Source organism: Paenibacillus daejeonensis DSM 15491 (assembly GCF_000378385.1).
Taxonomy (GTDB): domain Bacteria; phylum Bacillota; class Bacilli; order Paenibacillales; family Paenibacillaceae; genus Paenibacillus_D; species Paenibacillus_D daejeonensis.
In genome coordinates, this window is record NZ_KB899666.1 from 143,654 (window position 1) to 163,133 (window position 19,480).

Annotated in this window: 17 protein-coding genes; 5 read left to right on the plus strand and 12 right to left on the minus strand. The window is 49.0% G+C overall.

From position 1 onward, the window contains the following. Positions 1-26 precede the first annotated feature (26 nt). Together F556_RS0121170 and F556_RS0121175 are read right to left on the minus strand one after the other, a co-directional pair. Entirely contained in the window at positions 27-968 is a 942-nt protein-coding gene (locus tag F556_RS0121170; protein ID WP_020619002.1) for a carbohydrate ABC transporter permease, read from the minus strand. Between the two features lie 33 nt (positions 969-1,001). After that, entirely contained in the window at positions 1,002-1,970 is a 969-nt protein-coding gene (locus F556_RS0121175; protein ID WP_020619003.1) for an ABC transporter permease, read from the minus strand. Positions 1,971-2,193: 223 nt separating this feature from the next. On the opposite strand from F556_RS0121175, the gene F556_RS0121180 reads away from it, so the two are divergent. Together F556_RS0121180 and F556_RS0121185 are read left to right on the plus strand one after the other, a co-directional pair. Further along, positions 2,194-3,777 (plus strand): response regulator transcription factor, encoded by a 1,584-nt coding sequence (locus tag F556_RS0121180; protein ID WP_020619004.1) that lies wholly within the window; start codon positions 2,194-2,196, stop codon positions 3,775-3,777. After that, positions 3,774-5,519 (plus strand): cache domain-containing sensor histidine kinase, encoded by a 1,746-nt coding sequence (locus F556_RS0121185; protein WP_020619005.1) that lies wholly within the window; start codon positions 3,774-3,776, stop codon positions 5,517-5,519. The genes F556_RS0121180 and F556_RS0121185 overlap by 4 nt, the downstream gene beginning before the upstream one ends. A 102-nt stretch (positions 5,520-5,621) precedes the next feature. Here the strand turns inward: F556_RS0121185 and F556_RS0121190 are convergent, their stop codons facing one another. The 8 genes from F556_RS0121190 to F556_RS0121225 all read right to left on the minus strand — a co-directional run bounded on the left by F556_RS0121190 (position 5,622) and on the right by F556_RS0121225 (position 15,035). Continuing rightward, positions 5,622-7,922 carry a glycoside hydrolase family 97 N-terminal domain-containing protein gene (locus F556_RS0121190; protein WP_020619006.1) on the minus strand — a complete coding sequence of 767 codons (2,301 nt, stop codon included), beginning with the start codon at positions 7,920-7,922 and terminating at the stop codon, positions 5,622-5,624. Positions 7,923-8,064: 142 nt separating this feature from the next. Beyond that, entirely contained in the window at positions 8,065-8,610 is a 546-nt protein-coding gene (locus tag F556_RS36490; protein ID WP_020619007.1) for a sigma-70 family RNA polymerase sigma factor, read from the minus strand. After that, complete coding sequence (locus F556_RS0121200) at positions 8,603-9,970, minus strand: ABC transporter substrate-binding protein (RefSeq protein ID WP_020619008.1); 1,368 nt, start codon at positions 9,968-9,970, stop codon at positions 8,603-8,605. The genes F556_RS36490 and F556_RS0121200 overlap by 8 nt, the downstream gene beginning before the upstream one ends. 4 nt (positions 9,971-9,974) lie before the next feature. Beyond that, positions 9,975-11,096 carry an efflux RND transporter periplasmic adaptor subunit gene (locus tag F556_RS0121205; RefSeq protein ID WP_020619009.1) on the minus strand — a complete coding sequence of 374 codons (1,122 nt, stop codon included), beginning with the start codon at positions 11,094-11,096 and terminating at the stop codon, positions 9,975-9,977. Positions 11,097-11,115: 19 nt separating this feature from the next. Beyond that, entirely contained in the window at positions 11,116-11,973 is an 858-nt protein-coding gene (locus tag F556_RS0121210; protein WP_020619010.1) for a carbohydrate ABC transporter permease, read from the minus strand. A gap of 22 nt (positions 11,974-11,995) precedes the next feature. Next, positions 11,996-12,895 carry a carbohydrate ABC transporter permease gene (locus F556_RS0121215; RefSeq protein WP_020619011.1) on the minus strand — a complete coding sequence of 300 codons (900 nt, stop codon included), beginning with the start codon at positions 12,893-12,895 and terminating at the stop codon, positions 11,996-11,998. Continuing rightward, on the minus strand, positions 12,892-14,346 hold the full coding sequence (locus tag F556_RS0121220) for a HAMP domain-containing sensor histidine kinase (RefSeq protein WP_020619012.1): 1,455 nt from the start codon (positions 14,344-14,346) through the stop codon (positions 12,892-12,894). The genes F556_RS0121215 and F556_RS0121220 overlap by 4 nt, the downstream gene beginning before the upstream one ends. Further along, positions 14,343-15,035, minus strand: a complete 693-nt coding sequence (locus F556_RS0121225; protein ID WP_020619013.1) for a response regulator transcription factor — start codon at positions 15,033-15,035, stop codon at positions 14,343-14,345. Before F556_RS0121225 ends, F556_RS0121220 begins: the two co-directional genes overlap by 4 nt. A 222-nt stretch (positions 15,036-15,257) precedes the next feature. Here F556_RS0121225 and F556_RS0121230 point away from each other — a divergent pair, with 222 nt between their 5' ends. After that, positions 15,258-15,929: a FadR/GntR family transcriptional regulator gene (locus tag F556_RS0121230; RefSeq protein ID WP_020619014.1), complete on the plus strand. Its 672-nt coding sequence runs from the start codon at positions 15,258-15,260 to the stop codon at positions 15,927-15,929. Positions 15,930-15,994: 65 nt separating this feature from the next. Then, on the plus strand, positions 15,995-17,233 hold the full coding sequence (locus F556_RS0121235; protein WP_020619015.1) for a CynX/NimT family MFS transporter: 1,239 nt from the start codon (positions 15,995-15,997) through the stop codon (positions 17,231-17,233). Between the two features lie 74 nt (positions 17,234-17,307). Here F556_RS0121235 and F556_RS0121240 read toward each other — a convergent pair whose 3' ends face one another. Continuing rightward, positions 17,308-17,913, minus strand: a complete 606-nt coding sequence (locus F556_RS0121240) for a TetR/AcrR family transcriptional regulator (RefSeq protein WP_020619016.1) — start codon at positions 17,911-17,913, stop codon at positions 17,308-17,310. A 135-nt stretch (positions 17,914-18,048) separates the two neighbouring features. Between F556_RS0121240 and F556_RS0121245 the strand changes: the two genes are divergently transcribed. After that, positions 18,049-18,963 carry a ketopantoate reductase family protein gene (locus tag F556_RS0121245; protein ID WP_020619017.1) on the plus strand — a complete coding sequence of 305 codons (915 nt, stop codon included), beginning with the start codon at positions 18,049-18,051 and terminating at the stop codon, positions 18,961-18,963. Between the two features lie 36 nt (positions 18,964-18,999). Here the strand turns inward: F556_RS0121245 and F556_RS0121250 are convergent, their stop codons facing one another. Beyond that, positions 19,000-19,467, minus strand: coding sequence for a GNAT family N-acetyltransferase (locus tag F556_RS0121250; protein WP_020619018.1), 468 nt, complete (start codon positions 19,465-19,467; stop codon positions 19,000-19,002). Positions 19,468-19,480: the final 13 nt, after the last annotated feature.

The window sequence follows — 19,480 nt, forward strand, 5'->3', positions numbered from 1 at the left end:
CTATGACTGAATTCAGATTTTTGAACCTATCCTTTCACGGCGCCAATAAGCATGCCTTTGAGGAAATACTTTTGCAGCAAGGGATACATGAGAATAATCGGTAAGGTAGCTACCATGGTCACGGCCATTCGGATACTCTCACTGGATACCGGCATCTTGCGCTGTTCATTGGCCAGTTGCTGTGCCGTACTTAGCATGTCATTGGTCTGGAACTGATTAAGAATCTTCACCAGAACCGCAGACAAGGTTTTTAACTTGGGATTATACGTATAAATATAGGAATCGTACCAGGCATTCCAATGACTAATAGCCGAAAACAAGGTGATCGTAGCCAGTACAGGCGTACATACCGGGATGATGACTTTCAAAAATATCTGAATGTCATTGGCCCCTTCGATTTGTGCCGCTTCCTCCATTTCTTTGGGCAAGTTCTCCATATAGGTGCGAACTAATATCATCCAGAAAATACTAATCAGCCCAGGGAAGATAAACACCCAAAAATTATCAATTAAATTCAAACTGCGCACGACCATGTATGTGGGAATCAGTCCGCCACTGAAATACATCGTAAAAACAAAAAACAAATTGATCCCGCGCCAGCCAACAAGCTCTCTTTTACTTAGTGCGTAAGCCAGCATGGCAATGCAAGCCAGCGTCAGAGGTACGCCGATGACCGTGCGGCCGACCGTCACGACGATCGAATTCAGGATTTCTGCATCGTTCAAAACGGTTTTGTAGCTCTCCAGGCTGAAAGCACTCGGCCACATCATAAACTGTCCATAAGTTGGATCAGACGCATCATTCAGAGACAAAACGAAAATATGCCAGAACGGAAAAAAGGTAACGATGAACAATAAAACTAAAAATCCATAAACGATGAGATTCCCCGTTAGGGTACCCAACGTATAGCGCTGTGCCCATTGGCGCCTGGTGCTTGTGTGCTTTTGAGGCGCAACCTCATTCTGCATTTCTTTCTCCTCCCCCAGCCGCATGCTAAGCGTTTAGAACAAATGCGTTTGGCCCATTTTTTTAGCGATTCCATTAACCGTTATCACCAGGATAAACGCAATAACAGACTTGAACATACTTACAGCAGCTGCATAGGAAAACATGCCATTCTGAATGCCATAACGGAATGAATACGTATCAATGACATCCGAATAAGATCTGTTCAGTGAATTACCAAGCAAAAAATATTGATCAAACCCGGTATTCATCAAGTTGCCAATGTTCAAAATCAACAAAATTATAATGGTCGGTCTCAGCATCGGCAGCAACACATGCCAGATCTGCTTCAGACGATTGGCGCCGTCCACCTTCGCCGCTTCAAACAACTCCGCCGGAATGGCAGCAATAGCAGCCAGATACATAATGGAGTTGTACCCCATGTCTTTCCAGGCATTCGACAGAGCAATAATGATCCAGAACAGCTTGCCTTCCTGCATAAACAGCACACCTTGTTCGACAACTCCGAACTTCATCAGCAGTTGATTGACAGGCCCTTCAGCGGACAACAAGGTAATCACAATACTTGCCGCCACAACCCAAGAAATAAAAAACGGCAAATAGGAGGCTGTTTGTACCGTCCGTTTAAACCAGTTAATCCTCACTTCGTTCAATGCCACTGCAATAAAAATCGGAAGCACAAACCCAATTGAAAGGGTTAACACACTCGAAACCAACGTATTGCGCATCACTCGCCAAAAATCTTGTCCTGAAAAGAAGTAATCAAACCATTGAAAACCCACGAACTTTGCCTTAAACAGCGATCCCCAAAAATCTCCTAACGTCGGCTGATAATCGACAAAGGCCATAAACAAACCGGCCATCGGAGCGTAGGCAAACAATATTGCCCATAGCACACCAGGAATCAATAGGATATAAAAATATCGCTGTCGCACCATTTTTTTAAGCGTAGGATTTTGCAGAAACGGAGTTCTCTTGTTGCTTCGATCCACCTCAGCTTCCATTTTCCCGCCTCCTCCCATCCATAGTAAGGGTATAAATTTATCATAAGGAATCTTGTAGGGCATGGCTATATCACGATGTTCCGATTTCTATCGCAAAAAAACGGACTTCACAGAATCAAGGATGGAGGGGTTTGACAGGGTCTATAGGCAAATCTTATACTCTGTTCTAAGTAAGATAGGAAAAGAATGATGACCTACTTCAATGACATGCGTGGAGGAGCCTATGTACAATCTCATGTTAGTCGATGACGAACGGCTTACGTTGGAAACGCTTGCGCACTATATCGATTGGGAACAAATGTCCTGCCGTGTCATTGCGACGGCCAGGAACGGCAGAGAGGCATGGAATATGATTGAATCCTTGCAGCCGGATATTCTCATTACCGATGTTAAGATGCCCGTGATGGACGGGATCGAACTCTGCAAGCAAGTTCATGCCCGCTTCCCTGACATTCAAATTGTATTTCTAAGCGGATACCATGAATTCGATTATGCACGCGCCGCCCTGAAGCATGGCGCTTGCGGCTATTTGCTAAAACCCATCGACCACGAGGAACTGGCTGCTACGATGAGAATGGTTCGTCAACGCTGCGAAGAACAGAAAAACCGTCTCCATTCCACCTTACTCACATCGGGAGAATATTTGCGTGAGCTTCTTCAGATAGGGGGCACGCTGCTCTCCGGTTTAGCGGAAGAAGTGACCACCGTTTACAACCACCATATGCATCTTCCTGCGGATAACCAAATCTTTTCGTTTGTATTTATCACCATAGACGAGTACACGCTGTTGGCGAAGCATCCTCTTGATTTCGACGCGCCCTCAGAAGATTTTACCATCGTGGAAAAATTAGAATTTTTCATTGCCGGATTACCTAGCTTTTGCCCTGGCGTACTGACCAAACTTCGCGATGGGCAATGGATCTTCGTCACTCGGGAATTGAACGCCAATGTGTTGATTCGCTGGCGGAATCAGTCTGCAAATGCGCAGCGCTGGATATCGCTGTGCCTGACACCCCACCCGCAATCCCTGCTCTCCTTTGCCAAACAATGGCCAACCATGCTGCATATGCGCAATCATCGGGTTGCTGTGAATGGCACAGGACTTGTCATCGACAAGTGGGAACCGGTGCAATTCTCATGGCGCAAGGAGCTATTGCCCAGAACAGAGCATTTGATTGCCGCAGTACAACAAAACCGCAGAGACCAGGTGGAAGCCTGGCTGCATGATTTTTACGGTGGGGGTCTGCCAGCCGGGAATATCAGTCAAGTGTTCGTAGAGAGCGTGTCCGTTTTTGATGCCATCCTGTCTGCAGTCACAGCTAATCAACGTCGTATGAAAGAAGCTGCCGACAAGCATTCTCGTTTCTTGGAGCGCCTTGCCGTGATGGAGAGCATGCCCTCGATGAAAACACATATGCAGCACACGCTGAGCATGATGATGGACGAGTTGGAGGCCTCTCCTGTCGATCGTCATATCGAGATCGTTAATGAGGTGTGTGATATTATACAAAAAAATTACGGGGACATTATATCAATCGATAGGCTGGCCGAGCTCATCTTTCTATCGCCCAACTATCTCCGAACGATATTCAAGGAGGTTACTGGCAAAACCTTAAATGAATATGTGACACAGATCCGCATGGATCAGGCTTGCCGCATGCTGAAGGAGACGAATATTAGAGTGCAAGAGATTGCCAAACGAGTCGGGTATGAAAGCCCTTCTTATTTTGGCGCTGTCTTTTTCAAGCGTACGGGACTCACCCCTAACTCCTACCGGACGCACGCGAAAAAGGGATCCCGCACATGAAGACCATAAAAAAGTTATTCAATGATTCGTCATTGCTTCAAAAATTGTTGCTGATGTTTCTTACCATCACGATTACCCCGCTTCTATTCGTTACGGTTCTATTCTATGAACGCACCGAGCAGCGGTTGTTGGAGTTGACATATGACAATATGTCCAGCAGCAATCAGCAAATAAGAAGTAATGTGAATGCACATCTGGATAATCTTCGCCAGATTTCATCTTTAGTTTATACCGATGAGACCTTGCAGGCTTATCTTACGCAAACCTACACGAGTGACGTTGCGGTCCTCGAAGCTTACCGGTATATCGATGGCCTTCTTTACAGCTTGTTAACGGCCAACAGCAACCTAACCAGCATTAATCTGTATACAAACAACACGACCCTTCCAGAGGATGGACTGTTTCTCAAGCATATCAACTTAGAAAATGTGCAGCTGCAGTATCTTATTGAATTACAACAAACGTACGGGGATAATGTGTTCAGCAACGTGATACAGGATCCTAAAGAAAAAGACGTGATTTATCTAGGTCGTATGCTGAACTTCAATACCCAAAGCCAGCCCTACGGCATGATGACCATCGGCATCTATGAGGAATTGCTCTATCGCTTAATCGAGAAAGAGGATCAAAATAAAAACATCTACATTCTCAATGAAAAAAACCAAATCATCTCTGCATCGGATAAATCGCTATTGAACCTGCCGTTCAGCGAAGCCATCGGCCCGGAGTTGGCGGTCACTCAGGAGGTGGTCTCGATCAACGGAGAGCCCAATCTGCTCGTTTACCATACGATGTCCCATGGCTGGAAAGCCGTATCTCTCACACCGATTGACGAAATCATGCGTTCATCCAGGCAAACGGCTATGCAGATTGTCGGCCTAGCGATGTTTAGTCTTGTCATATCCGTCTTGATGATCATCGTCATCGCCAAATATCTGTCCCGCCGTCTGCGTAAGCTCAACCGTCAAGCCGCACAAGTCGAGCAAGGGAACTTTGCCCTCTTGCCTATCGATGCCAGTCGAGATGAAATTGGTCAATTAAGCACAGCATTTAACGAAATGGGAACAAGGCTCAAGCACATGATTGATACCCTGTATATCAAGGAAATTGCTAAGCGCGATGCCGAGCTGTATGCATTGCAAAGCCAGATCAATCCTCATTTCTTATATAATGCTTTGTCCAGCATCTCCTCTCTGTCTATACAAAAAGGTCATACGGACGTGAGCGACATGGTTAATCATCTCGCAAGGTTCTACCAAACGTCGCTGAATATGGGGCGTCAATATATTACGCTGGAAAAAGAAATTACGCTTACCAAACACTATCTTGCCATCCAGCACATGCGCTTTGATGATCGCTTTATGGAACAGTGGGAAGTGGACGACAGCTTACTTCGCTATGAAACGTTAAAATTAGTGCTGCAGCCCTTTGTCGAAAATGCTATCAATCATGCCATCTATGACGATCATCAATGCCTGACCATTGCCATCCGAGTCTACCGCTCCGTATACGCTGGTCTTCCATCGCTCGTCCTGGAAGTTGAAGATGACGGGTGTGGCATGTCTTCCGAGCAAGCAGAAACCTTGTTATCTTCCGAATCCCAAGCAGGATATGGGATCAAAAACGTCCATGAACGCGTACAGCTTGCATATGGACAAAACTACGGCGTAACGATCGACAGTCACTTGCGATCGGGAACAAAAATAACGATCACCCTGCCTCTACGGCAAGAGGTGATTTAGGCAAGGTGAAACGGCGGTCGCCGTCCTTTAGCGGCGCCGCTCGTTTCATTTCAAAAAGCTCTCCAGCTGTCAGATTGCCCTGACGTCTGGAGAGCTCTGTCTTTACGGGATTACGATGCCGAAGTTGTCGATCTCGGCCCCCCACCCCGGATAGGAGAACTTAATCGTATTGCTGCCGGCGTTCAGATCCATGGTGGTCACATAGCTTCGAACAACGTTCCAGCTTCCCGAATCCAGCCTTATTCGAAGTAAGGTGTCAGGCCCGCCATTCACACTGTAATTGGGCCACCTCTCGTCCCCGGCCAAATAATTTAATTTCACTTTGTAAGTTCCCGCCGCAGGTACGTTCACATCAAATTCTACTGCGCCTGCATTACTGCCCATATTGCCAACCTTATAGCCGTTCGTGCAGTTGACGCAGCTAACCACGTTAGCCGTCCCGATAAGCGTAGCGCTCTCCGCTTCATAGTACGTATAAGGATCATGAGGCATGCTCGGTACGGTGGTCTTGGAGATCAACACAGCGGCCCCTCCAGTTTCCAACAGTGGAATCGTGAGCGTCGAAGCGGCGGTCACGGTGCTGATCTCTTTACTAATGGACTCCCCGGTGTCTCCATCCTTATACACATAAGCTGTGTAATCGCCAGGCTCCAAGTTCAAGCTTGCCAGAGGAATGGATAACGTCCTCTCGTCTACAGTCATCCCGCCGATATACCAATCTGAGCCGCTGCGCCTTGCGATCACCGCGTGAGTTCCCGGGAAGCCGTCCAGGAGCTTGGTCTCGTCCCATGCAGCCGGTACGACCCGCAGCAGTTCCGTGCCTATCCAATTCCCATAGATGTCTATAGAATCAGCATAGTTTTGAATCTTGGTTTCATACACGACAGACATCGCCAGTTGGTGGCCCTGTGTGGTGTTTTTGTTCGTGTTGCTCAGCGCAACAGGCGTGTAGTCCATGGAACCCAGCACGTTACGCGTGAAGGGAAGCGTGGTATTGTGAACAGCGGTTGGAGCGGGCGGCCAATACAGTTTATACCGCTCGGAGCCGAGCACCCCTTCCGAACCGATTACATTCGGCCACGTCCGTTCTTCTCCGCCTGGCTTGGTAGAGTTATGGAAGTACACCATAAGCTCCAGCTCTGCGCAGTAATCGGCTACCGACTCCAGGAAGCTCATCCCGACCTGCGACTCATTGGCCGTCATGTCTACTTTTACGCCTTTGATGCCCCAGCTCGCCCATTTGCGCAGATTCATCCTGCTCGCTCCATACGGGGTATGGACATACGGACTCGCCCAGATGAAAATGCCCACATCCTTGGTGTCGGCATAGTCGACCAGATCGGCAATCGTGCCGTCGGTCCACTTCACCCATCCGGCGTCCACAGTCACATATTCCCACCCCATCGCGGCTGCGAAATCTACATAATCTTTTTGGCGCGCCAAGGAAAATGGCACTTCACGATAGCCTTCGGGCACATTCGGGTCGCCGTAATAGTCCTCGCTCCACCAGGACCATGCCGCGATCCCCGGCTTGATCCAACTGGTGTCGGCGATCTTCGACTCCGGATTAAGGTTCTGCACCAGGGTTGAATTGACCAGATCGTTCAGATTGTCGGTGACCATCACTGCCCGGTAAGGCGTCTGGAATGGCAAGGCCGCTTGAATCTGCGATCCATACATCGCCTGATCCTCCCCGCAGGAAAACGTCAGGTTCTGTCCCGGGTTGCCGGTGAGGATCGAAGGGCAATACGTCCCGTCCGCATTGTATACATTCGCTTCCGTCAATAAGGCCCAGTACGCATTGTTGTTAATCGAGGCCAGGAATGGCATAGAGACCGTGCTTGTAGCTAACGTGGCGGGATCGTAGTACTCCCACATGCCTTCATACGTGTTGACCGGCGGATGCCCCCATCCGCCCGTTCCGTCAGGCAGATTGTATTCGGTATATTCCTCTTCGATGAAGGTCTCCCCCATTCCGGGAAGAACGTACCGGAAGCCAAACCCATCATCATAGACCCTCATGATGATTTTGAGCTGAGCCGCCCCCTTCGAGACGATATATTCTCGTTGTACCCCATTATCCTGGTTGACGCTTTTTTTGCCGCCCGGAATGGTATAGGTATTATTCCAAGAGGTTGTACTCGTGGATACGAATGACATGCCCGAGTAGAAATCCGTGTCACTGGTCTTCAGACCCAACCGGGATTGTTCGACGATGGTCGTGCCATTTTTGGTAATGGTGTAGAACAATTCCCCGCCATCCAAGTACATCGTCGCCGTAAGCAAGCCATCCGGCGAGAGTGTGGCGTATTCCGTTCCGGGATCTGCCGCAAAAGCTGCAGGAACAGACGTAAGCAATAACGCAACTACCAGCATGAAGCTTACTACTCTCTTAAACGACATTACATTTCCTCCTCCATTCATCGCTTTAGCATCAAAGCAGCGGTCTGTACAGCGAAGACCAATTGCCTGATTCTATTATCGGGCGAACGAAGAGAGAGAATCTATCCCAATTTCCTCTGAATTCTATCGGAATTGAACGGACTTATAGCTCTTTAGTTGTAGACGGCAAGGGATCCATCTGCAAAGCCAAGCCACGCAGCTTTTGCTTAGCCCGATGGATTCTTGACTTCACGGCGCTCATCGATATCCTCTGGCAATCAGCGAGCTGTTCATAGGTCAAGCCATACTCGTAAATGAGCAGCAGCGCCTCCCGGTTGACCGGCTCCAGCGAAGAAAGCAATCGCTGAAGAAAGTCCTGATCAACGATCGTACATTCAACACTGGCTGCTCCTCGGCAGACAACCTGCAACGACCGATAGCTGCACATTTCCCGTCTGCGCTTGCGATACATGTCAATTGCCACATGTCGAGAGATCGCCACGAGCCAAGCTGCGCTCCCTTCTCGCCGCTTCAAAGAGTCGATACGGCAATAAGCCTTTAAGAACGCTTCTTGGACAGCATCCTGTGCAAGCTCGTGATCCCTGGTTATCGAATACGCCCCATAATAAAGCAACCTATAATAGCGGGTATATAGCCTATGGAACCATTCAGCGTTCGACATGCCCTGTTGTTCGGCTTCGTTATTCATTCAAATACGTTGTTACCCGGTTCTGGATCAGCTTGCTGACTTCTTCTGCGGATTTCTGTCCGCTTAAATAGCTTTCGAACTCCTCCATCGCGATCGTTAACACTTTCATATCGCTGGATCTGCGAGTGCCCGCCTCCGAGGTCAGCTTCTTTATCTCCTCCATCCGTTTTTCCATCGTTTCGATAGTTGGCAGCATATCTTCCGGGATAGGCAGATCAAGCGTTCCGCTCTCGATTAATTGCAACGCTTCATTCAATTTCACATCCGTAGCCGCTTGATTCATGGGTAATCCGAAGAGATCCGGCGAAGCTTGCATTTCATCGGAAAGCAAAAACTTGATGAATGCCCAGGCTTCCGGCTGTACATCGGATTTGCTGTTAATCCCCAGACTGTCAATCGCTTTGTACGGTATGCCTTCCTGGTTGCCGCTCACGCTTGGCTTCTGGTAGTATTCAAAGTCCGAAGGCATCATCAAGGCTGCCCTAGGGTTGAATATGCCCACCATCTGAAATACCGCTTTACTGGAATCGGCCGTAAACCCTTCGCTGAACAAGCCTTCGTCATAGATCGATTTGATTTCCTTCATCATGTTGCGGAACAGATCCGAATCGAAATTCGCCTGGCCTTGACTGACGAGCTCCGTATAATTTTCCTCCACATAATCATAGAGTAGCGGTGACATACCCAGGTTATAGTATCCTTCGCTATCCGCTTGTTGCTTCAGTTTCTTGGCGACATCCCTGAATTCGCTCCAGCTCCAGGGCTCATGTCTGTCGACTGTAATATTCTCCTTCTCCAGTATCCGGGTGTTTCCCTGGACCGTTTCAAGTGAAAAGGAGAGCGGCATGACATACAGGCCATCCCCGTCTTGGGCTGCCTTCAAAATATTGGTGTATAATGCGTTTTGGTCAAACGAACTGTCGCTTGCAATCAGGTCGTTCAAGTCAACTAACAGCTTTTTGTCGACAAATTTGTCTTGCGGCAGGTTGTTCATAAGAATAAGATCGGACCCTTTGCCGGAAATCACCTGCGTCGTCACCGATTGCACGTACTTTTCAATGTCCGCCAGCGAGAGAGCCTCCCGGGCCATGCCGCTTTCCGTTCCTTCCGACGCTTTGTATTCTTTGATTTCGATCTGAATGTCCTTATGCTTTTCCTCGAATAACCGTACAGCCGTTTCCAAAAACCGATTATTCTGCAGGACAGAAACGACGACGGTTTTTTTGCCGCCCTCCGTCAAACGATTGGCATCGCCTGTGGATTCGTTTCTAGGTACGTCTCCTCCATTTCCGGAACAAGCCGATGTCAGTAGCATGATGGACAGCATGACGAAGAACCCTAATTTTTTCACCTGAATCATCCTCTCAATGTAATCGAATACGGTTGCCTTCCTGCAACGGCTCGCTTGACTCCGTCACAATATCTTCTTCCGGGTAGAGACCTCCGAGTACAACAATCTCCTCGCCATTCTCCTTCCCCGTCGTTACATAAGCCTTCTGGACCGTGTAGGTGTTGCCGAGTGAGCTTCGATTCTCGCGCACGACAAACACATAGCTTCCGGTTGCATCTTTTTTGAGCCAGTTTTTGTCGATGACCAGGCCCTGCTCTTGGAACGGCTTCTTCAAGCTGATGCGGCTGGACTCACCTCCTTTGAGATGGTCTCCCGGAACGTGAACGACAATCGTTTTCTGATCCTTGGCGACGTCGTCTTCATCCTCCGGCATGCCGCCACCGTTCCCCGAGGGAGCATCCTTGATTTCGGCGACGGTCCCTTCGATATCCAGCGCCGTATCCTCGTTCACGTGAACAGGCACCTTCTCGTCGATTTGCATCAGATCGGCCAATTCTTTGGCAATTGTAAAAGAGAACTGAAATCCCTTCCCGGTTTCTACCAGTGTTAACAGCGGCTGCCCTGGAGGACTAGCCATTCCCGCTTCGGCTTGAAGATTTGTCACTTTGCCATCCACAGGCGCTGTCAACGTGCTTTTTCGTTCCAGCTCTTGGCGCAGGGATTCCATTCTCCGCTTCGCGATGTCAGCGTCTATTCGATCCAAATCAAGGTCTCGTATCGCCATGCGAATCTCACGCTCGTCTCCTGCGTGCTGAGCGGCTATGAACTGTTCTTTCAGCAATTCCCGGTTCAACGCTCTTTTTTTCATGTCGTCCTCCGCATCGAGCAGCTGCTGCTTCAACTCTGTTCCGTCAAAAGTTACGAGAATCTGCCCCTTCTTGACATCCTCTTCCTTGTGCACATGCACCTTCTCCACCTTCCAGCCGCTGTCGCTGTTCAATTCTAATAACTTGCGCGGCGTGATCAGACCATTGCCTTCGATATGATGGGATAACGTTTTTTTTACAGGCTTCGCTGTTGCAACTTTGGGCAGCAAGGCGGTTTGAAGCGTTTGGCTGAACAACGTAAACCCAGCCAGTACCAAGAGAAAGACTCCTAGTGCCACACCAGCCATCCGTTGTTTTCGCTGTACCATGTTGCCACTCTCCTTTCGCTCAGCCTTTCACGCCGGAAAGCTGGATTCCCTCAATAAAATACCGTTCGGCGCTTAAGAACAGGAGCACCATTGGCATCATATACACAACCGATACGGCAAACGATACGCTAAGCAGCTCTTCCTGGATGCTGGCGAGAAAAACCGATAGCGGCTGCATCGCGGCATCCTGAAGAAAGATAAGCGGCTGCTCAACCATATTCCAATAGTCGACGAACAGGAGGACGACGAGCGCGGCAATGCCCGGCTTCACCATCGGCAGCGCAACCGATCCAAGTATGCGCAGAAGACCGGCCCCGTCCATCTTGGCAGCCTCGATATAAGACGAATGGATATGGAGCATGAACTGCCTGAGCAAGAAGACGCCGAAGGGAGCGAACACGCCGGGCAGGATGATGGAGCTGGAATGATTCAGGAGGCCCAGCCGATCAGCCATCAAGTAATTGGGCACCAGTGTGACCTGGAACGGCATCAGCATGGTCATCAGATAGAGAAGAAACCATCCTTCCCTGCCCGGAAAACGCAGCTTTCCGAATGCAAATGCGGCAAGGGTTGCCACCAGAGCTTGTCCGATGATGATGGGCACCACCATATAGACGGAATTCCAGAACAGGTACAGAAACTTCGGCGTCGCAATCAAGGCTTTGTCATACTGCTGAAAGGAAACCCAGTCGGGAATCCATTTCAGATTGACGAAGAGGCTTGTATCGGTTTGGCCCAGCATCCCGTAATTCGCCATCATCTCCCGCTCCGTCATCAAGGAATTGACGACGGTCAAGACGACAGGCATCAGCAGCAGAGCCGCGATGGGGATCAACAGTATCGAGCGCAACAGCGGTGCGACCCATCCCTTGGTCACGTTCCTCACCTCTTTCTTGCCCTTACTCCATATAAGAGCGGAACATCCGCTCCATGCGGAACAGGACGAACACGAGCGCCATAATGCAGCACGCCATGAGCACCGCGGCGGACGAAACCTTCTGGATATCGAGGGACAAAAACATATTGTTCATGTAATGCTGCATCATATAAATCCGGTCGTGCGGGTAGGCCCCGGCAATGAGATACGTCTCGCGAAACACCTTGAAGGAATTCAGCACGGACATCAGTACCACCAGAAACGTCGTCGGCGTCAAATAGGTGAGCGTAATGCCGAACAGCTTGCGAACCGGACTGGCCCCTTCCAGGTCGGCGATTTCATAATATTGCCCCGGAATGTTCTGCAAGCCGGCCAGAAATAGAATGACATTGTAACCAACATTTTTCCAAATGTAGACCAGAACGATTACAAAACCGGCCCATTCTGATTTCATCCAGTCTTGGCGGTCAAGGCCAACATGCTGCAAACCCGCGTTTACTGCTCCATTCCAATCGAAGAGAATCTGCCAGACAAGGACAATCGAAGCGACCGGTACAACAAGCGGTAGGACATAAGCCGTGCGAAGCCAATTCCGGATGAACACCCGCTGATTCAAGAGCAGCGCCAGCAAGAGCGAAACAGCAACAAGAATGGGCACACTGATCGCGGTGAACCAGAACGTGTTGGACGCTGCTTTTTGAAACGAGGAGCTCAGAAGCAGCTCTTCGTAGTTGGATAACGTGAAGCCCTCTCCCCACCGGTCCTGGAACGAGTTCAGGACGCTCTGTCCGAACGGGATGAGGTAGAACAGGGAGAATCCTGCAAGGCTCGGAGCCAATAGCCAGAGGGCACTGACCGACTCGGATCGGATGAATCGTGTGAACCGACGGTTCAAGGGATTGGGAATCGCGTTGTTCTTCACGCTATCTCCTCCTCGGGAAGCACCAGCCGAAAGATGACGCCGTTTTGTTCATTGCTCACCTCAATCTGTGTACCGTAGCTACTCAATAGTTGCCGGACGATGGACAGACCCAGTCCGAACTGACCCTTGGCACCCATGCGATACGGTTCAAACAGACTTTTCAGCAGTGCAGAATCCAGTTGCGGACCGTCATTTCGGATTTCAATGACACGCTCCCCGGCATCGGCCACAGGAGCCGTAATGGCTATCTGTTGACGGGCATAACGAATTTGATTGTCTAGCAGATTCTCAAATACGATCTTCCATTGGTCGACATTGCCACGCATACGCCAGGAAGGCGGATTCACCACCCAATGAATCTCTGGCCTGCGGAGGCGCAGCCGCTCTACCGTATCTCGCACCACGTCATCGACGTTAAACCACTGGTGGGGGGCCTCGCGCGCTGACACGTATTGCAGCCTGCTAAGCGATAGCAGCTCGTACACCCGCTCCATAAGCCGGTCGGTTTCCTGCAGGATGGTGTCCACACTTCCCTTCAATGATCCTCTCGGATAAATGTCATCGATGATGGACTGGGCATAGGTGCGGATAATCATCACAGGCGTCTTTAATTCATGGGAGATATTCTGCAGCAGGACTTGCTGAGTCTCATCTTGGCGCAGCAGCCGCTGGCGCATCTCGTCGAAGGCGCGGGACAGCTTGCCGATCTCATCTCTTCTCCCCAACTCGAAGGACTCATGCCAGTTGCCCTCTGACATTCGGTTCACCTGGCGCTCCATGCGGGTAAGCGGATGGGATAAATACCGGGCGAGCCAGATACAGGGAATCGAGCTGATCAGCAGCAACGCAATCAGGAGTAGGAGCAAATGGCGGAACATTGTTCCGACCATCTCATTGCGATACTCCGCCCAGGCATAGGAGATCAACACGTCGGAACCGCCGTTCAAGGTTTTGGAGATGGAATAGAACAGGGTCTGCCCCTCAACTTGGATCGCGTTCGTCTCCACCTCCTTGACCTGTGCTGCAGCCTCCTGCTCTAACCGCTTGGTTAAGGACTCAGGCAAGCTCCTGTCCTGGTTCAAAAAAAAGGATTTCCCCTCCACCATGAAGAGATGACCAATAGCAGGCCCGCCCACGTATCCGGTAGACTCAAATTTTCCGATGCTTTGCTCCCCGCTATCGCCGTTCGTTTCCTCTGGATCTGTTGGCAGGGATAGGGCGATTTCCACACCGCCTTCTTCCTCCCTAAATCTGATGTGTCCCCTTTCCTGATCAAAAATCTCCGAGACCACGTTCAACTGCTGTTGAGCATCCCGAATCATCGCATAGGTTTGCTCGGTAAAAAAGCTTTTTAGTAGACTGGGGAGAGCCAAGGCCACCATCAAAAAAAGGAACAGCAATAAAGCAGCGAAGACAAACCATATTTTGATTGCCAAAGGCCAGTGCTTCATCTTTTCACCAGCCTGTAACCAAGCCCGTATAGCGTTTCCAGCCGCAGCGCCGGCATTTTCTTGCGCAGTCGCCAGATGAGATCGTCCACTACGCGGTCAGAGCCGAAATAATCCCTGCCCCATACCTCATTCAATATGCCTTCGCGTTGCACAACCTGTCCGGCATGCGTTACGAAATAGAGCAACAGATCAGATTCCTTGGCAGTCAGTTCGACTTCTTGTCCCGAACGCTCCGTCACCATGCGGGAATGTCTATTAATCGTGTAGGGTGGGTAGTCAACCTGCTCGAGAGGCGAATCCATCAATTGCGCAGGACGTGCTCCCCCATACACGCGCTCCATCAGCTTGCGAACCCGGATGATGAGTTCACGCGTCTGGAACGGCTTGGCCAGATAGTCATCACTGCCCAGCTCCAAGCCGTTAATGCGATCCAGATCCGAATCCCTTGCCGAAATAAAGATGACCGGGATGGACTCATGTACGCTCCGTATTTCGCGAATCAGTTGATACCCGTCCAGGCCAGGAAGCATAATATCGAGTATCCACAGATGAGGGGGCTCTTGCCCAATCGCAGCTATCGCTTCCCCGCCGTCCGTGAAGGAAACGACATTCCAGCCCTCCCTCCGCAGGTAGGAACAAATAAGCTGATTCAAACTGACTTCGTCCTCGACAAGATGAATGGTATACATGGTTGGTGATCTCCCCTTCATGTGGGTTCATTTAACAACTTATCAAATCAATGTAGCAGAATTATCTTAGAATTATCTGAAATTGTCTGACGACAAAAAAACACGAACCGTCGCCCCGAAATGATAATAATTATCAGTATCATCTTCTCAAATCAAAATCAATCTGATACAATACTACCAACGAACCAAACATCCTACGTTTAAACAAAGGAGTGATGCTGTTTGTTATCTCAGACGCAACGTTTAACCTTGGTGGAGCAGGTAGCCTCCCAGATCCAGGGGAAGATCGAAAACAATGAATGGCAAGTAGGGATGCGTATTCCCCCAGAGCCCGAACTGATGGAACAGCTTCAAGTCAGCCGTAACACCTTGAGGGAAGCCATTCGGGCTTTAACGTATGCGGGGTTGCTGAAGACCAGACAAGGGGATGGGACCTATGTCTGCTCCTCAAGTGTTTTGGGGGCAGTGGTTGAAAAGGTGATTCAGCACACCGATAGGTTTGAGAGCTTGGAGGTTCGATACGCCTTAGAAAGAGAGGCTGCTACCCTGGCTACGTTCAGGAGAAGCGAAGAAGATTTGGAGGCAATTCGGTCATGTTTGGAGCAGTGCAGACAAGCAGCCAACCAGCAAGATCTCAAAGCTTATGCTCACTGGGATGTCGAGTTTCATAAAATGGTGATTGCCGCTTCACATAACCAATTGATGTTGAATTTGTATAATCATATTTCCGAAGCGCTACAAAAAACAATTTTAGAAACCAAGGATTTCAAAAATGTAGCTTTTTATCACGACTCCCATGAGCTCCTTTATCAAGCTATTGCGAATCAAGATTGCCATCAGGCCGAGGAAGCTGTTCGCTTATACACTGAAAAGACCCGTGCTGCACTATGCTAAGTGAAGCTTAAAAGCACGAGCACGAAACTGCAATTTAGCATTTCCCAAGCGTAGGAGGAACCTTTATGCGTTCAGCAGAACAATTGATAAAAAAACAAAGTGCAATCCCCCAAACCGGAGCTCGCACACAAGCGACAGTCTGGTTTATGATTTTAGGAATTATTTTTATCTCAGCAAATTTGCGTGCTCCCCTCACCTCAGTGGGGCCATTAGTCAGTATTATTCGGGAGAACGTGCACATTTCAAACGCTTTAGCTGGCTTAATTACAACAGTTCCACTGCTTGCATTTGCATCGCTATCCCCTTTTATACCAAAATTAGGACGCAGATATGGTGTAGAGCGTATTATCTTGATTTCCCTGATTGTTTTAACCATGGGTATAGCTGTTCGTTCGTTATCCGGAGTGGTGACCTTGTATGTTGGAACCGCAATTCTAGGGTTCGCTATTACCATATGTAATGTATTACTCCCTAGCCTGATTAAACGGGAATTTCCGAAGCAAATGGGTGCTATGACAGGTATTTATTCTGTTTCCATGAATTTATGCGGGGCAATCGCATCGGGTATAAGTGTTCCGTTAGCTGTAGGGGCAGGCTTGAATTGGCAAGGCGCATTGGGGGTATGGGGGATACTTAGCTTCATTTCTATTCTCTTATGGGTGCCGCAGCTCAAGGTTTCATCGAAATCATCCGCCGTTGACAGCACTGCAGTTAAAAACCAGCAGATCAATATATGGCGCTCTCCATTGGCTTGGCAGGTAACTCTTTTCATGGGAATACAATCGACCATTTTTTATGTGCTGGTAGCATGGCTGCCTGAGATACTTAAAAGTCAGGGGATCAGCTCTAGTCAATCAGGCTGGTTTCTTTCGATTCTGATTATAGCTTCGCTCCCCTTCGCGTTTATCGTTCCTGTTGTAGCTGGGCGGATGCGTAATCAACGATTATTAGTTATTATTACAACGATTTTGTTTTTGAGTGGAACACTTGGCCTTCTCTACAGCAGCACCCATCTTTTTTCATTTTGGGTTATTATCCTAGGTGTTGGCGGGGGCTTTGCCTTTGGCTTATCTATGATGTTTTTCGGCTTGCGTACCCAAAGTGCCCATCAGGCGGCTGAACTATCAGGGATGGCCCAATCCATCGGATATCTACTGGCTGCTATTGGCCCCGTGCTAATTGGATATTTGCATGATGCCACTCATGGCTGGAGCGTTCCACTCTTGATAATGGTTTGCGCTTCTGCTCTACTCGGTATGGTTGGTTTAGGGGCGGCAAGAAATAAATTTGTTGATTCTGTCTAGCTGTAATGGTGGCAGATTTTTTTTAGCAGCTCAGCAGCTGTCCTTGATTTTCACGACATTCCTGGCTTCCGCCTTCACTTGTCACCCTCGCCTTCATTACAAATTTCAGAGCGCTGCGGATGGTTCATACCAAAGATATGATACGATGTGATCCCGTTGGCAAATAGGCTATCGATCAACTTGACCAATTCTTCCGACGATAAATCTTTGTCATTGCGTATCCACAGGCGAAACATCGATAGTAACGTGGATATGTAGAACTCAATGATGTAGGGGGCCAAAGCATCATTTGCGGGAAATTCTTTAATCAATCGCTCAAAGGGAATTTCTCTTTTCAGCCGTTCAATAAAATGAACTGCACCATAGTCGCCCAAGAGGGCTTTAAAAACGGAGATTTCGTCTGCATTTTCCAAGCATTGAAGTGCATCCTGGATCGTATGGGTAGAAAGCTCTCTGCTTGCCATTTCCTCGCGAATGGAGGCCAGGACACGCTCTTCCACGTAGTCCAACAACGCATAGATATCCGTAAAGTATTGGTAAAAGGTACTGCGATTATAGCCGGATTGTTTAGCAATCTCTTGAACGGATATTTTTTCAATCGGTTTTTGACTATATAAATTACAGAATACATTGATAAAGGTTTGCCTTGTTTTGTCCGTCATCTCAGGCTGCTTGTTCATGATTGGCCTCCATGTTCTGTTCCATCGATCACACGACAGATATTAAAAATCTGATGGTTGATGACCGTATAGGGAATGCATACAATATGATTATACAACACGTTGTTGGATGATCAACTATTCGGGGAGGCTACTATGAAAATTTTATTTTTCGGCAGAGGTGTCATATCGACCCAATATGCTTGGGCTTTTGAACAGGCAGGGCATACCGTTGAGTTTTACGTTAGACAAGGGAGAAAAGAAACGTTTGGAAGCAGTATAGAGCTTGAAATGTGGGACGGACGAAGAGGAAAACAGCTCATACAAGAAAGCTGGAACGTCACACTGCATGAGGAGATCAGCCCTGATTATGATCTCATCTTTGTGAGTGTCAACACGGAACAGCTTCCAGAAGCCGCACGCTTCCTATCCAGGGTTGCTGGGACCACTCCGATCCTCATATTCAATAACATTTGGCAAGATTTGAAATTATCGATCTCCCCATTGTCCATGAACCAAGTCGTTTTTGGGTTTCCAGCAGCAGGGGGCGGCATCGCGGACAATAAGCTTAGAGGCGGCTTTCTGAAAATGATATTTCTGGAAAAACCACGGGCAGGCACGGAACAGCTAAACAACAAGATCAAAGAGCTATTCGAACATGCCCATTTTAAAATTAGTTGGATCAAGGATATGGAAAGCTGGTTATGGAATCACTTTGCCATGAATGCAGCGATGGAGACCGAGGTGTTAAAACGGGGAAGCTTTCCAGCGCTCTTACATCATAGCGACTCATTCTCGAATGTGGGTAAGCATATGAGGGCCATTATGCCTGTACTTAAAGCAAGAGGCGCAAAGCTGGATGCGATTACGCTACTGGTGACCAAGATTCCACCAGTACTTCTCGGCCCACTTTTTAACAAGGTTGTTTTTGCAAAGGGCAGCTTACAGCGATTTTTCATGGAACACAACTATAGTAAAGCAGGCTTTGCGGTAGCTGAAGTAGTGAGAGAGGCAAAAAAGCTAGGCATCCCTCTGCCGCGCCTTAGTGGGGCAGTTGAAAACATTTTGTGAGAGAATCCTATGACTCTCCTGCTTCTTCTAATGAATTCAAGGTCGAACACATGTGGCATCGAGCTGCAGCCTCGGCGCCGGCCCCCCTTGTGTGTTGGCGATGCCGCTAACGACGAAACCGACGGATTTATAGAACGCTACCGCATGCGGGCCAGCGGTCACCTCAACACGCATACCGCGCCGTTCAACGTCTTTGATAAGGGAGCGCGCGATGCCTTTGCGCATCCAGTCAGGATCAGTGAACAGATCCTCGAGCTCTAGGAAGTCGTCGACAGGGCGAGCCGACGCAAAGCCAATGACACGCCCGTCCACGACGGCGACACGCGCGAATGGCAACATCGCGTCATCCCACACCAGCCACTCAGGATGGTCGGCGAAGAATGCTTGGGCGCCCTCGGTCGCCAGTGACGCACGGCGAAAGACGTCGCGCAGCGTATCGACGTCTTCGACGACTGCGCTTCTAATGACAAGGGTAGACGAAAATAAAGGTTTTTTCTCATTCACGGTCGAATCTCCT